We start from the raw sequence: 14,860 nt of genomic DNA, 5'->3' as shown, positions 1-14,860 counted from the left end.
ATTACTTAATCTATTATTTTTATTACTAAAAATATAAAATCTCTTGAAGTGAACAAATGCAAGAAGTAACACTTCCCAAAAGTATAAAAAGATAGAACTTTTTAGATATTTTTTTTAAAGATAAACAACAAACTAAAATTGGAAAAAATAATACAATGGGATAAAAATGATTGACACACACATGCACGCAGATTCAAGAAGCGGCGAAGATTTTGAACAGATGTATCTTGCGGGAATCGACACTGCCATCACATGCAGCTACTATCCCTACAAAATAGAGCATGAAATGATTCTCCTAAACCATCTCAATAGGATTCTGGAATTGGACACTCAAAGGGCAAAAGAGCACGGCCTCAATATGAAGGCAGCATTGGGAATACATCCGACAAATTCAAACGTTAAACCTGATGAAATCTTTGAAAATATATACAAATGGATAGAGAACAAGCAAATAATAGCCATTGGAGAAATCGGTCTTGAAGATTTGACAGACACCGAAATCGACATATTCAAAAGACAACTGGACATTGCCGATGAAACAAAATCCAATGTAATTATCCATACTCCAAGAAAGAACAAAAAAGAAGTTCTGAAAGAGATTTTAAAAATTTTACCACAACATTTAGATGAAAAACAGGCAGTAATTGATCATGTCAATCCAAATGTTGTGCAAGATGCCATAGATACCGATTGTATGCTTGGCTTAACTGTTCAGCCTCAGAAAATGGACAAGACTGAAGCAATATCAATTTTGGATGAATATGGATTTGACAAGTTCCTATTAAATAGTGACATCAGCAACAAGCCATCAGATCCCCTTTCTGTTCCAAAGACAGTTAGGGAGCTAGAAAGACTTGGTTATGCTAAAAATGATATTGAAAAGGTATCCCATAAAAATGCAGAAGATTTCTTCAAATTATGATACCTTCAAAAACCAATATCATTTTTATTTTTTGAAAACTAATATCATAACATGATTGAAAAAATACCTATTCCCCTATGCGGATTAATTCTAGCATTTTTCTCACTTGGAAATCTTTTAAATGATACTCATCCGCTCTTAAAGGCAATCTGCGGGACAATAGGTATGATATTTCTTATTTTAATACTCTTAAAGCTAGTCATATACCCTGAAAAAATCAGACAAGATTTTAAAAATCCAGTAATTGCAAGTAATTCAGGTACCTTTTCAATGAGTTTGATGATTTTATCTACATATCTCATAACATTTATGCCTGATATTGCATATAGTATTTGGATATTGGGTGTAGCCTTGCATATTTTGCTGATAGTTTACTTTACCCATCATTTCATAATACATAATTTTGATATTTCGACAGTCTATCCCAGCTACTGGATAGTGTTTGTAGGAATCACCATGGGAGCAATTACTGCACATGCACACAATCTTGATGAAATAGGATTCATCTTCTTTTTGGTTGGATTTATAGGGATGATATTGACATTGCCTCTCGTGATATACAGATACATCAAACATAAAGACATTCCAAATGCCAATAAACCGTTGATATGTATTTTTACAGCTGTTATGAGCATATTGATTGTAGGTTATCTGAATTCATACAATAATATATCAATAGAGTTCTTAATTGGAATGTATACATTTGCCTGCATGTTTTACATATTTGCATTGGCAAAATTCATAGAATACAGAAACTTGGAATTTTACCCAAGCTTTGCAGCATTTACTTTCCCATTTGTCATAAGTGGACTTGCAACAAAGGGAGTAATGTCAAAAACAGGATTCAATATTATTTTAAATAATGTTTTAAGTATAGAAACAGTTATAGCTACAGCTATAGTAGTATATGTGACAATAAAATATATCAAATTTTTAAGTAGAAATTAATCTACTTATTTTTGTTAACCAATTTGACTTTGTTAGGGGATACGATAATTAAATTCTTTTCTTCGGAACGGGCAAGCAATAATGCTTGAGCTCCATATCTTTCCCTCATTTTTTTAATCTTGTCTCCGGCCAATCTGAAATTAGCAGGACTTTCTTTTTCCAAAAATGATAAATCCAAAATAACCGGATTTTTCTCTTCAATCACTTGGTCAACAACATAATTAACGTCATCAATGGATTTTGGTCTTATGAGAGCAATTTCATAATATGACTGTTCAGGAACAATCACATAATCGTCAGCATCATTAAAAATCGGAGCAGATGTCGGCATAGGTTCCTGAGTAGGATTGTAATTATGATAATTATCTTGATTATGGTTTACATTAGGTTCATAATCTTGTGCTGAACCAGAATTTTGAGAATAATCTCTGGCGGAATTTTGCAGATTGGAAACTCCATTTTTGATATTTTCAGTAAGATCATGAAACATACTGGAAAAAGTAGGCTCATCATTATCTTTTCCGTCAGGAGATTCTGTTTCTTCGAATCCCAAACTTCTTTTTAAATTATCTGTAAAACCCATTATAATTACTCCTCTAAATATTTAAAAATAGCATCCAATAATTTAGCAGCCCCATTATTATAAACATCCTCTGCAGGCAATCCAAATTCAGATTCAAAAGATTCAAGAGTCATGTCCGGGTCTGCATTTCTAAGATTGATTGATAAACCAACAACTTTTGTAGGTTCAACAGCTTCAATAGCTTTGATTTCTTCTGCAATACCTCTTGGTTCCCTATAAGGGTGATTTGGCCTATGTCCAACAATAACAGCATCTGGAGCACATCCTATTAAAATCGCTGCAGACAAACCTCTTGGGTGAGGATTTCCATCTTCTGTTAGGCTGGATTGACCTTCAACAAAAATAATATCCGGATTTTTGGTTTCTTCAACATATTTGATTGAAGATAAAACAGCGGCAGGAACATCCATTGCAGATAAACTGCCTGCTCTAAAATTAAAATCAGTCGGTTCTTCCAATCCCATCTCATCAGTGGATATGATTGCAGGAGTTAAATCTCTTTCCATACAGGCAATACCTAACTGTTTAGTGGTTGTTCTTTTTCCACATTCCTGGGAAGATCCTCCAACAAAAATTACTGGAGCCTTAGGAGTATAGGAAATTTTCGGTAAAACTTCACATGACCTTTCAGGAGCCACACCAGCCACCATCTCAACAACATCCAATCTAGGACCAATCTCTTTAATTACAACACCTTTTGAAGTTGCAAATTTCTTTAAAGACAAGTTTTCGCTAACAGATAAAGACCTGAATGAAGTGACCACATTCAATCCCGCATCGATAGCTTGAACAGCATATTTTAAAGCAGCACCTTCAGCACCAATCGGCAACATTATGACAAGAGACTTTGCATCAGGTGCCTGTTTTAAACATTCTTCCAGACTACCTGCAACAGTATAACCGCAAAATTCTTTTCCTTGCTTATTAACATTATCATCAATGAATCCTACTGCTTCAACTCCTTCAAGATTAGAGAATTTCTCACCTCCGCCTCCACAACCTACTACAATGAACGGATTTAAATCTTGAATATCTTTAACTGATTTTATTGAATACAACAATTTCACCCCTAATTTTTAATTTGTAATTTATCCCAGTAATTTATTATCTACTATTTTTGAAAAAATCATAAAAATAATATTATATTATTAAATATAATTTTTCATATTAATAAATGTAAATGTTTTAAGAATAATAATTACCAAATATAATATTAATTAAAAAAATTAAAGGGGAATTTTAGATGAGAAAACCATATGTAATTTTAATTGGAAGTGCATCTGGGATTGGAAAATCAACCATAGCTGCTGAATTGGCCAAACAATTAGAAATCAAACATTTAATTGAAAGCGATTTTATTAGAGCGGTTGTTCGTGGAATTATTGGAAAAGAATATGCACCTGCACTTCACAGCTCATCTTATGATGCTTATAAACATTTGAGAAATAGGAATCGTTTTGAAAGCTATGGCGATTTGGTATCTGCAGGTTTTGATGAGCATGCGGCTTACGTTATTCCTGCCCTTGAAAAAATCATCCAAAGAGCAATAACCGACTATGACGACATCATTATTGAAGGGGTTCATCTGGTTCCTGGACTAATCGATACCGAACAGTTTGAGGAATATGCGAACATTTACTTTTTCGTATTGAGCTCCGATGAAGAATCCCATAAAGAACGGTTTGTCAAAAGAGCTGTTCAAATACAAAGAGGAGGTAAGCAGCTGGATTACTTTAAGGAAAATAGAATTATCCATGATCACCTATTAACACAGGCTGAAAAAAATAATGTTGTTGTAATCAGTACAGAAACAATCGAAAAGTCCATAGACAATATATTATCGGTAATAAACAAGTCATGCACTACAGTAAAGCTTGTCAATGAAGTGGATGAATTGGAGGATGTTATAAACATCATCATTAACGAAAACAATGGGTCCATTGAAAAAATCACATACAACATCAGCGGATTCAAGGAACCTTTAGTAAGAAACATTAATGTTTCAGACATGAAATCTGCCGCCAAATTTATCAACAACATCAGCAAAAATGAAGACAAGAAGGATTATCTGAATAAATTATATGACCTGTCGGATTACAGATCTACAGTTATCTGTGCTTCAAACCAGGAAAAACTTGAAAAAATAATAAACGAATTAAAATCAAAAGGATATGTTTTAAATGAATGAAGAAGAACTTAATGAAATGATTATTAAATGTCCAGCATGTGCCGCAGAAGGGGTTGCAAAATCCATAATGAAAGAAATTGAAATACCTCATTTCGGCAAAGTTTTAGAAACAACCATTCAATGCCCATCATGCGGATTCAAACACAGCGACATCATCGCACTGGAACAGAATGACCCTGCAAAATATGTTATTGAAATAAACAAGAATAACTTATCCGTAAGGATTGTAAGATCACAATCTGCAACCGTTTCAATACCAGAAGTCGGTGTTAAAGTAGAACCAGGACCAAAATCAGAAGGATATGTAACCAACATTGAAGGAATTCTCACACGTTTTGAAAGTGCAGTCAAAAAAGCATTGAATTTGTTTGATGACGAGGAATCCCAAATAAATGCTAAAAAAACACTAGAACATATTCAGGAGTTAAAAAAAGGAAATGAAACTGCCACATTAATCATTCTTGACCCATTTGGTCAAAGTAATATTGTAAGTGAAAAAGTAGAAATCCTAGAAATTCCAGAAGAGGAATTGCACGAATTAAAAACAGGATTTAGCCATATAGAAAATAAATAGAGAAGAAGATTATTCTTCTTCAACTTCTTCATCATCATTTGCTGAAAAGCTGGCGAATGAGTCTTCTTCAACTACGTCTTTTAATTTTAAAGTTTTTTGAACATCCATAGCCAATGCATTACAATCTGCTTTAATAGCTTCTAAATGTAATAAAATTCTTTCTTTTTCTTGATTAATCCTTTCGATGTTGGTGTATGGATATGTAGATTCTTTAAGCATTTCATATTCAATTGTTGTGTATGGATAATCGTTTAATTGTTTACATACATTTTTTAAAACATCACCTAAGAATTTGTTCATTTCAACTTTTACTCTTTCTCTGATCATTTTGTCATCGTCTAAATTTTCTTTCATTAAACGAACAACTTCTGCTTTAGCGAAAGGTAATTTTTCTTCGTCTTCATCAACATATTCTTCGGAAACTTCATCAATCATTTCTTCTTCAGACATAATTACACCTCATTTTGATTAATTAAAAATATTGGTCTATATGTAATTTTTCAAAAAAAATTATCAATACATCAATATCTAAACAAATATTTGTCTGAAGTTTTATATAAATGTATTGATTATTTTAGAGAAATGGAGCATAATTCGAGGGTTTAGCCAACAAAAATATAAAATAATTATAGGAAAAATTAATAATTTTGATACTTGCAAAATTTTGAAAAATCGTTTGAAAAAAATAAAAAGTAGTAGCATAAAAGCTACTTTAAATTATCTTTTCTTTGAGAAATTGTTACCTGCAAATATTAATGAAAACAGAATAGCAACTACTAAAAATGTAAATGGATTACCAGTTGCGTTGTTTTTAAGCATATTTAAATTTTCATCAATTTTTTCTCCATTATGAGTGATTTTACCATCATTATTCGGTGTATGATGTTTGTCAATAGGCTTTTTAGGAATCTTATTCTTTTCAGTTACATTAACTTTTTCAACATCCACATTATTTTCCAGATTATAATCGAATGTATCACTAGTTGCTGAAACAGTATTTTTAAGGATTCCTTTACTTTTTGCTACTGCTTCAATCAATAATTCAGCAGTCTCACCTTTAGCAAGTTCATCGATTGACCAAGTCTGAGATAATTTATTGAAACTTCCTTTTGAAGCTTTAAATGATTTCAATTCCAAGAAATCATCTGAAACTTCAGCGACTTCAATATTTTCAGCCTTATCAGGTCCATTATTTGTCAATCTAATGGAATATCTTACAACTTCACCAACTTTATAATTATATTTAGAAGCGGTTTTTGTTATAATCAAATCACAGGCAGGAGGAACAAAAATTGACTCATCATCATTGTTGTTGTCAACATCAGGATCGAATTCATTGCCCTGAATGCTTACAATATTTTTGAAGGTTCCAGTTTGAGAAACCTTACAAATAATATCCAATTCTTTTTGCTCACCCACAAGCAAATCACCAACATACCAGCTTCCATCAGAATATATGAACTCGCTGGCCCTAATTAATGTCAATCCTTTAGGCATGCTATCCCTAACAAGAACTCCACTTGCATTATTCGGACCGTTGTTAGAAATGATTATTGTCCATTTTACAAGTTCTCCATAGTTTGGATCAGATATGTTGACAATTTTAATAACAGACAAATCAGCTACCGGAAGCGCGTCAATAAATTCAGAATCGTTGTTATTGGATTCATTCAAATCATATTCACTGCAATTAGCAGATGCGTGATTGTAAATCACACCAAGACCATTGACGACACAAGTAATATTCAGATATGCTGTTTCCTTGCTGTTTAATTGATTTATAGTCCATCTATTGTCCTTAAATTGTCCTGCAGATGAGGAATAATTAATGAAAGTCAATTCATTATCCAATAAATCTGACAATACCACATTTGTAGCTTTATCCGGACCATAATTTTTAATGGAAATGAACCATGTTATTGTTTCTCCAAAGTACGGTTTCTTATTGGATACATTTTTAATAACTTCCAAATCAACAGTTAAAGGAACATCTATTGTTTCTTTATCATTATTGTTTGAAGGATTATAATCATACTCCTCAGCACTGATTGAAGCAAAATTGGTGATTTTACCAGTTTTATTGACATCACAAATGATATCCAGTGATTGCTCTTCACCATTTTCCAAACAGCATAAATACCAAACTCCGTTGTCATAATATCCTTTAGATGCCACCGCATCAACCAATATCAATCCATCAGGCAATATGTCTTTAACGGATACTGAAGTAGCCTTGTCCGGACCATTGTTTTTGGCAATTAGAGTCCATGTGATTAAGTAACCATAATATGGGTTCTTATCATCAACAATTTTAACAATGGAAACATCTGCAGATTTATTAACTTCAATAATGTCGGAGTCATTATTGTTTGTCAAGTTATAATCATATTCACGGGCTTTAACAGAAACATTATTTTGTGCTATGCCAGTTCCATTTACCAAAGTGACAATATCCAACTGAACCGAAGTATCCGGATTTAATTGGCCTATTGTCCAATAGCCTGTTTTAGGATCATATTTACCTTTGCCGTTGTCTTTAATCCAAACTAAAGATTTCGGAAGAGCATCATAAGCCACAACATCATGTGCAATATCAGGACCGTTGTTTGTGACAACAACACTCCAGGTTACTAAATCCCTATACTTAGGATTACTTTCATTGACAGTTTTTTCAACTACCAAATCAGATGCAGGATTAATTGATATAGGTTCATTATCCTTATTATTGGACAAGTTAGGATCATATTCCTTTCCAGTAATGTTTGCAACATTGACAAAGTTTCCAGTAGTTTTAACTTTGCAAATTATATCCAAAGTTGCTTTTTCACCTACCAAGAGTTTATCAATCTTTATTATGCCATTGGCATAACTGCCTTTTTGCAATATTGAATTTACATATTCAAATCCTTCAGGCAATATGTCAGTCACTACAACTCCTGTTGCAACATCTGGACCATTATTGGAAACGACCAATCTCCATTTTACCAAATCATTGTAATTGGCTTTGGAAGCATTAACAGACTTTATGATTGACAAATCTGAAGCAGGAGAAACTTTAATCACTTCAAAATCATTATTGTTTGACAAATCATAATCATATTCCTTTGCTGAAACTGACACATCATTTCTGATTAATCCAGTTGAGTTTACACGGCAGATGATATTTAACTTGATTTCTTGATTAACGTTGAGATTACCTATATTCCAAATTCCAGTATTGTGATTGTAATTACCATCATTGCTGACCCAAATCAGAGATTTAGGAAGAATATCCCTGGCCACAACATTGTGTGCAACATCAGGCCCGTTATTTCTGACGGTTACAGTCCATTTGACCAGATCATTATAGTTTGGAAATGTATTATTAACCACCTTTTTAACTTCCAAATCAGATGTTGGAGGTACCTCAATACTGGATTCATCATGATTATTGGTTAAATTAATATCAAATTCATTGGATGTAACACTAGCTTTATTTGATATTTTTCCAGTCTTGTTTATTACAGTGAAAATATTAACAATCTTTACTTGACCTACACCTAATTCGCCGATAGTCAACACACCAGTTTTTGCATCATATTTTCCGCCACTGTCATCGCGAATATAAATTAATCCATCAGGCAGAACATCTTTTACCACAACACCGGTTGCCTTATTTGGACCTGCATTGGTAATATTTAAAGTCCACATGACAACATCTTCATAATTATAGCTGTCCTGGGAAGGAGTCTTTCTAATTTTACTGTCTATTTTAGGGGAAACTGTGAAAGTTGTCCTATTGAGGATTGGCTTATAGTATGTGTCCTCATAGTGTCTTGCAGTCACATAATATTTTCCAGGCTGCAGATTCCTTAGTTCAGCGGAAACTTCCCCAAGATAATTGGACTTCAAAATCTTGTTATAAACCAAAGTGCCGTCATCCTTCTGGACAGTTAGTTCAATTTCCATATGGTATTCACGATCATCCTGATATAATCTTCCATCGTTGGTTGCGCCATTGACAGGGTTTTGGTTATCGATTGAAATTTTGGAATAGCTGGCTGCATTGTAAATAGCATTTGAAACAGCCAAATTGTTATATCTTGCTATATTGTTTCCACCGTGGATAACGGATTTGATGATTTCGCTATCACCGTAATAAATGTTTTTTGCAAAAATAGGCAATGCATAAACCCATGCCTGATTTTGAAACATTGTATTTTTTAGCAATATTGATTTTTCACTGGCTTTATCCAAATAAACAGCACTGCCATTCCTTGCAGTATTGTAATAGAAGTCATTATTTTCAATGTGAGTATTGGTACTGTTTACGTAAATTGCTCCTCCCAAACCTTCCATGTACTTGTCGACGTCTGGAATTGCACTGTTATTTCTGAAGGATGAATTTGTAATTAGAGTATTTTTACCTTTAGTGAAAACCGCACCACCATCTATCTCAGCAATGTTGCCTGTTAACTTTGAATTTTTTAAAACGACAGTAGCCGCTTCCATATTTATTGCACCACCATAAGTGGATGCATAATTATCGTCAAATTTACAGTTATCAATTTCAATGTTATATCCGTGCAATTGAACTGCACCGCCCAATGGAGCTTCATTTTCGCGGAAAGAACAATTGTTGATTTTTAAAATCATTGATGGAAACAAACCAAGTCCAGTGGATAAAGCTCCTCCAAATTCTGAAGCTTCGTTTGATATGAATATGCAATTGTTTAATTTACCTGAAGCATGATAGGTCAATGCGCCTCCCTCATCAGCGGAATTGCCGATGAAAATGCATCCATCATATTCAATACCATCACGGATGCATCCTGCACCACCGTGGGTATGTCCCACTTTGGAAGACACATAGTTGTTGGTAAAATTACAGTTTATAACATATCCTAGGCAATTCGGCTCATCCATACCAATTTGAATTGCACCGCCATAGCAGTCTCTTCCAACATCATCAATGACACAATTGGAATTGAATGAACAGTTTATTACCTTTGAATTTTTTCCAAATAGTCCTAAAGCACCACCTGCCATGTTTGCAGTGTTAGACATAAATTTACAATTTTTAACAATTGTATTAACCCCATTTGAGGAGTTATAATAACTACTTACTCCAGCACCGCCAATCGAAGCATGATTTTTTTGAAAGATGCAGTTATCCACAACAACATTATTACCGTAAATTAAGATTCCTCCACCTCTAAATCGATCACCATTAATGAATTTCAGATTACTAATAACTGAGCCTGCACCCCCAGTTTCAATTGAAAAGATTCCTACTGAGTTTTTTCCGTTGAGGGTAGCCGTAGATGAAGAGGTTATAGTCAGTTTCTTATTTATAACAACTCCCTCATCACCATTCGCATATGCAAAATCGCCCTTTAAAATTATCTTATCACCAGAACTTGCCTTATCAACCACTGTTTGAATATCTGTAAAACTGCCTCCGTTTAACGTATATGATTTTGCAGTTAAAATTTCATTTTCCTGATTACTTACTGCACTGAGCATTTCATTTTGAGAATTTTCCAGTTTATCTTCAACATCTAATCCAATTTCCATTTCATCACTAGTTTCATTTAATTCAGCAGCATATAAATCATTGCTATCCAATATGAATATCCCGCACATCAAACAAATAACCAGCATTGAAATTAAGAAATTTTTGCTAATAGCTATCTTTTGAATTTTTTTCAACATTTAATCACCTAATGAGGACGATGATAAACACTATTAATTAACAAAAGCTATTAACCAGCAATTAAACTTTTTACCTTAATTAAAATCCTAAAAAGAATATAATATCCATATAAAATTTAAACAATAATTCCAAAATCATTAGAAAAACTATGCATTAGTTTTCTAACACAATACATTTTTAACAAATATCTGCCCAAAGTTTAGAATTAAAATAATTTTATAACTTAAAATAAACTTTTTTAAAATCTTGCTAAATTTACCTTAAAATAAAAGATAACCTCCTTTAAATCCTCAAAATGATTATTAAACACCAAATTATTTAAATTTTTTCTTAAAAACGACTACAATTTATTATTTCAATAAAATATTTGATTCAAAAATACATATGAAAAGGTCTCATGAAAAAAAATATTTTACTGATAAGAAAGATATAAAAATATAATAAAAGTTAAGGTAAGAGATATGAAAAGAAAAATTGCAATACTAATAATGGCATTATTAATTATTGCACCAGTCATACAGGACGTGAGCGCAACAAAAACTGTTTTCATTACAACAGACAATATTGTTGACCACGATTTTGATGTAGGATTAATAACAGCCATCAAAAACTATGTACAGGAACTTAGCGGTGGAGAACTTCAAGTAGTAATTGATAATCAAGCCCCAGCTGCAGGTGAGGGTTATCGGTCAATAGCTGTAACAAGTGATGTGAGTATAGATTTGGCAGCCTCCGATGCAGGAAACTATATCCAATTAGCAAATTATAGTGCAAATTCCAATAAACAAATTGTTTTCGTCAATATTGGGGATTATGACTTAGACAATTCATCAAATTATCTTAGAAGAGCATGGGATGACAATTACACAAGTGAAAACCTTGCAGGTGTTCACGATCCTGGAAAACTTCTTAGAAATTCAGGAATATTTTATGTCCAGCCTGCAAAAGAATTCCCGGACAAATACCGTGATGGCATTTTGGACAGTTATGATGATGAAATGGCAAAGCAAATTGCCCGTGAAATTGTAGATATCATTAATACTCACGATAATGACACAAAAGTATTCAGCGATGAGTTAGTTGTTAAAAATAAGATTTCACCAAAAGGAATGGCAGACGCTTGTAAAGAATTAGTAAACAGTGACGACAAAGAATTTAAAGGAAAATTTGGAGCATACACCGGACCCCAATTATTATATCAAACCAGTTCCTACTTAAATGGTAACGGTCTGGATGTTCCTAAAACTTACAATGAACCTGAAAACCCTATGGGAGTTTCATTTTTAGCAAAAGGATCATATTCTGTTTCAGATTACTTTAAAATGGGAGGAATAGTTAGAAATTATATGGATGAACATGGACAAGCCCCAGATTCAATTGATTACGAAGGCGCTAAGATTGGTTATTATGACCTACTATACAATTTCGCAAAAATATGTCAAAACCATACGGACACCCCACACATGGGCTTTGAAAAAGAATATCAATTCGATAAAGTAAATGGTTCAATCTTACTAGATGCGTTCCCATTCATACTAATCTTATTCGCATTATTCCTCATATATCTAGTTTATAAAAGGATAAGAAGGTAGATATTAAATATAATAAAAAACAAAATTGTAATGTCAATAATACAATAAATAGAGGGAAATTTATGAAAAGATATATCGCAGAATTAATAGGAACAATGGTTCTTGTCTTATTTGGATGTGGAAGTGCTGCCATAGCAGGTTCAGTTTTAGGTAACTTAGGTATTGCAATGGCTTTTGGTTTATCTATTGTGGCTATGGCTTATGTAATAGGAGACATTTCAGGATGTCACATCAATCCGGCAGTATCAATAGGTATGTGGATTGATGGAAGATTAGAAGCAAAAGACTTAATCTTGTATATTGTCTTCCAATGTATCGGTGCAATTATTGGTATTGCCCTCCTCGTAGCAATCATTAACTCCGCCCCAAGTCTCGGAGGATATGCTGCAACAGGATTAGGTCAAAACGGATTCGGAACAGCATCAAGCGTTGGACTTAATGTTGTTGGTGCAATCATAGTGGAAATTATCTTAACTTTCGTATTTGTTTTCACCGTTCTCGGTGTTACTAAAAAAACAGAAAATGCAACAATTGCCGGTATCGTGATCGGTTTGACCTTAGCATTTGTACATATTATGGGAATTCCATTAACAGGAACTTCCGTAAACCCTGCACGTAGTTTAGCTCCTGCATTATTCTTAGGAGGCCAAGCACTCCAACAAGTTTGGGTATTCATATTGGCTCCTATCGTAGGTGCTGTAATTGCGGGTTTACTATACAAAGGCTTAATTTCAGAGGATGCTTAAATCCTCTGACTTTTCTATTTTTTTATTCTATATTTTATTTAAACACCACCACAAATTCACATCAATTTTTCAAGAATTATAAAATTTAAATAATATTGAATTGATACATTATATATAAGGTGAATTTATGAAAATTGTTGTTGCAATTGGAGGATCAATATTATTGAAAGAATATGATTGTAAAAAATTCCAAGAGTATAGCGCAATCTTAAAAGATTTATCTAAAGAACACGAATTATTTGTTGTTGTAGGTGGAGGAAAACCTGCTAGAGAATATATTGGAGTAGTTCGTGACTTGGGTGCTGGAGAAGCGCAATGCGATGATATTGGAATAGAAGTTACAAGAATTAATGCAAAATTGTTATTGTCTGCACTTGGAGATGCAGCATATCAGAGAGTTCCACATAACTTCCAAGAAGCTTTAGAATTCTCAGCTTCTGGAAAAATCATTGTTATGGGCGGAACAGAACCTGCCCACAGTACCGATGCAGTATCAGCAATCCTTGCGGAATACATCAATGCTGACAAATTAATTAACTTAACTTCAGTTGATGGAATGTATACCAAGGATCCAAACAAATTTGATGATGCTGAACTTGTTCCTGAAATTACAGCAACCGATCTGCTTGAATTTTTAAGTGGAAAAGATGTGAAAGCTGGAACCTATGAATTTTTTGACACAACTGCAGTCCAAATGATTAAAAGGTCAAACCTGGAAACAGTCATAACCAACGGTTTTGAACCTGAAAATCTCATCAAAGCAGTCAATGGTGAAGAAGTAGGTACAAAAGTTATCAACAAATAGGTGATTTTGTGGAAAATCTCATCGACATTGGTTTGAATCTTATGCATTCCTCTTTTAGAAAAGACAAGGAGGAAATAATTGAAGAAGCCAAAAAGGTTGGAGTAAATCAATTTATAATTACTGGAACCAATGTGCATTCAAGCCAAATAGCTGCTGAATATGCATCAAAATACCCCGGAACATTGTTTTCAACTTCCGGTGTTCATCCTCATGATGCAAAAACCTGTAATGGCCATACAATCCACGAATTAGAAAAAACTGCTAAAAACAAAAGTGTTGTAGCCATTGGAGAATGCGGTCTCGACTATAATAGGAATTTTTCACCACAAGACATACAAAGAAAATGGTTTGAAGCACAAGTTGAATTAGCTGAAACTTTAAATATGCCTTTATTTTTACATGAAAGAGAAGCTCATGAAGATTTATTTAAAATATTAAAAAAACATGACGGCATTAGTGAAAAAGCAGTTGTCCATTGTTTTACTGGAACAAAACAAGAAGCACAAAACTACATTGATTTGGGTTGTTACATAGGTGTTACCGGATGGATCTGTGATATGAAAAGAGGAAGAGGCCTGCAAGAAGCAGTGAGCGTAATTCCTCCTGAAAAATTGATGATTGAAACAGATGCACCATTTTTAATACCTAAAAACTTTGATAAAAAGCCTAAAAAAAATAGAAATGAACCAAAATACTTACCGCACATCCTCGAAACAATTGCAACATGCATGGGTCTTGATGCTGAAGAACTTGCAGTTCAAGTTACTAAAAATACTAAAGAATTTTTTAAAATTTAAAAGGAGATGA

Annotated in this window: 12 protein-coding genes; 8 read left to right on the top strand and 4 right to left on the bottom strand. The window is 33.3% G+C overall.

The genetic code is table 11. The features are described 5' to 3' along the window. Window positions 1-166: 166 nt before the first annotated feature. Together QZV68_RS00535 and QZV68_RS00530 are read left to right on the top strand one after the other, a co-directional pair. A complete protein-coding gene (locus QZV68_RS00535; RefSeq protein WP_296877547.1) occupies window positions 167-922 on the top strand; it encodes a TatD family hydrolase in 756 nt (251 codons plus the stop codon). Between the two features lie 51 nt (window positions 923-973). Next, window positions 974-1,870, top strand: coding sequence for a TDT family transporter (locus tag QZV68_RS00530; protein ID WP_296877545.1), 897 nt, complete (start codon window positions 974-976; stop codon window positions 1,868-1,870). A gap of 1 nt (window position 1,871) precedes the next feature. Here the strand turns inward: QZV68_RS00530 and sepF are convergent, their stop codons facing one another. Next, window positions 1,872-2,453, bottom strand: a complete 582-nt coding sequence (gene sepF / locus QZV68_RS00525; protein WP_296877543.1) for a cell division protein SepF — start codon at window positions 2,451-2,453, stop codon at window positions 1,872-1,874. A gap of 5 nt (window positions 2,454-2,458) precedes the next feature. After that, complete coding sequence (locus QZV68_RS00520; RefSeq protein WP_296877541.1) at window positions 2,459-3,511, bottom strand: DUF1611 domain-containing protein; 1,053 nt, start codon at window positions 3,509-3,511, stop codon at window positions 2,459-2,461. 185 nt (window positions 3,512-3,696) lie between these two features. Between QZV68_RS00520 and QZV68_RS00515 the strand changes: the two genes are divergently transcribed. Both QZV68_RS00515 and QZV68_RS00510 read left to right on the top strand, forming a co-directional pair. Then, entirely contained in the window at window positions 3,697-4,641 is a 945-nt protein-coding gene (locus tag QZV68_RS00515) for a 3H domain-containing protein (RefSeq protein ID WP_296877539.1), read from the top strand. After that, window positions 4,634-5,215: a ZPR1 zinc finger domain-containing protein gene (locus tag QZV68_RS00510; RefSeq protein ID WP_296877537.1), complete on the top strand. Its 582-nt coding sequence runs from the start codon at window positions 4,634-4,636 to the stop codon at window positions 5,213-5,215. The genes QZV68_RS00515 and QZV68_RS00510 overlap by 8 nt, the downstream gene beginning before the upstream one ends. Before the next feature lie 9 nt (window positions 5,216-5,224). On the opposite strand, the gene QZV68_RS00505 is transcribed toward QZV68_RS00510, so the two are convergent. Both QZV68_RS00505 and QZV68_RS00500 read right to left on the bottom strand, forming a co-directional pair. Next, entirely contained in the window at window positions 5,225-5,665 is a 441-nt protein-coding gene (locus tag QZV68_RS00505; RefSeq protein ID WP_296877535.1) for a hypothetical protein, read from the bottom strand. A gap of 267 nt (window positions 5,666-5,932) precedes the next feature. Further along, window positions 5,933-10,909, bottom strand: coding sequence for a hypothetical protein (locus tag QZV68_RS00500; RefSeq protein ID WP_296877533.1), 4,977 nt, complete (start codon window positions 10,907-10,909; stop codon window positions 5,933-5,935). 462 nt (window positions 10,910-11,371) lie between these two features. Here QZV68_RS00500 and QZV68_RS00495 point away from each other — a divergent pair, with 462 nt between their 5' ends. From QZV68_RS00495 to QZV68_RS00480, 4 genes are all read left to right on the top strand, one after another. Further along, window positions 11,372-12,502 carry an adhesin gene (locus tag QZV68_RS00495; RefSeq protein WP_296877531.1) on the top strand — a complete coding sequence of 377 codons (1,131 nt, stop codon included), beginning with the start codon at window positions 11,372-11,374 and terminating at the stop codon, window positions 12,500-12,502. Window positions 12,503-12,564: 62 nt separating this feature from the next. Then, window positions 12,565-13,248: an MIP family channel protein gene (locus tag QZV68_RS00490; RefSeq protein ID WP_296877529.1), complete on the top strand. Its 684-nt coding sequence runs from the start codon at window positions 12,565-12,567 to the stop codon at window positions 13,246-13,248. Window positions 13,249-13,375: 127 nt separating this feature from the next. After that, window positions 13,376-14,053, top strand: a complete 678-nt coding sequence (pyrH, locus tag QZV68_RS00485; protein ID WP_296877527.1) for a UMP kinase — start codon at window positions 13,376-13,378, stop codon at window positions 14,051-14,053. Between the two features lie 8 nt (window positions 14,054-14,061). Further along, window positions 14,062-14,850 (top strand): TatD family hydrolase, encoded by a 789-nt coding sequence (locus QZV68_RS00480; RefSeq protein ID WP_296877524.1) that lies wholly within the window; start codon window positions 14,062-14,064, stop codon window positions 14,848-14,850. Window positions 14,851-14,860 lie beyond the last annotated feature (10 nt).

This window comes from uncultured Methanobrevibacter sp. (assembly GCF_902801725.1).
GTDB lineage: Archaea > Methanobacteriota > Methanobacteria > Methanobacteriales > Methanobacteriaceae > Methanocatella.
The sequence above is the reverse complement of the archived record's forward strand: the minus strand, read 5'-3'. Positions and strand labels throughout refer to the sequence as shown.

Coding starts and splice junctions, on each gene's coding strand:
- pyrH (WP_296877527.1), top strand. CDS start 13,376: ATGAAAATTGTTGTTGCAATTGGAGGATCAATATTATTGAAAGAATAT.
- QZV68_RS00500 (WP_296877533.1), bottom strand. CDS start 10,909: ATGTTGAAAAAAATTCAAAAGATAGCTATTAGCAAAAATTTCTTAATT.
- QZV68_RS00530 (WP_296877545.1), top strand. CDS start 974: ATGATTGAAAAAATACCTATTCCCCTATGCGGATTAATTCTAGCATTT.
- QZV68_RS00535 (WP_296877547.1), top strand. CDS start 167: ATGATTGACACACACATGCACGCAGATTCAAGAAGCGGCGAAGATTTT.
- QZV68_RS00510 (WP_296877537.1), top strand. CDS start 4,634: ATGAATGAAGAAGAACTTAATGAAATGATTATTAAATGTCCAGCATGT.
- sepF (WP_296877543.1), bottom strand. CDS start 2,453: ATGGGTTTTACAGATAATTTAAAAAGAAGTTTGGGATTCGAAGAAACA.
- QZV68_RS00515 (WP_296877539.1), top strand. CDS start 3,697: ATGAGAAAACCATATGTAATTTTAATTGGAAGTGCATCTGGGATTGGA.
- QZV68_RS00490 (WP_296877529.1), top strand. CDS start 12,565: ATGAAAAGATATATCGCAGAATTAATAGGAACAATGGTTCTTGTCTTA.
- QZV68_RS00495 (WP_296877531.1), top strand. CDS start 11,372: ATGAAAAGAAAAATTGCAATACTAATAATGGCATTATTAATTATTGCA.
- QZV68_RS00505 (WP_296877535.1), bottom strand. CDS start 5,665: ATGTCTGAAGAAGAAATGATTGATGAAGTTTCCGAAGAATATGTTGAT.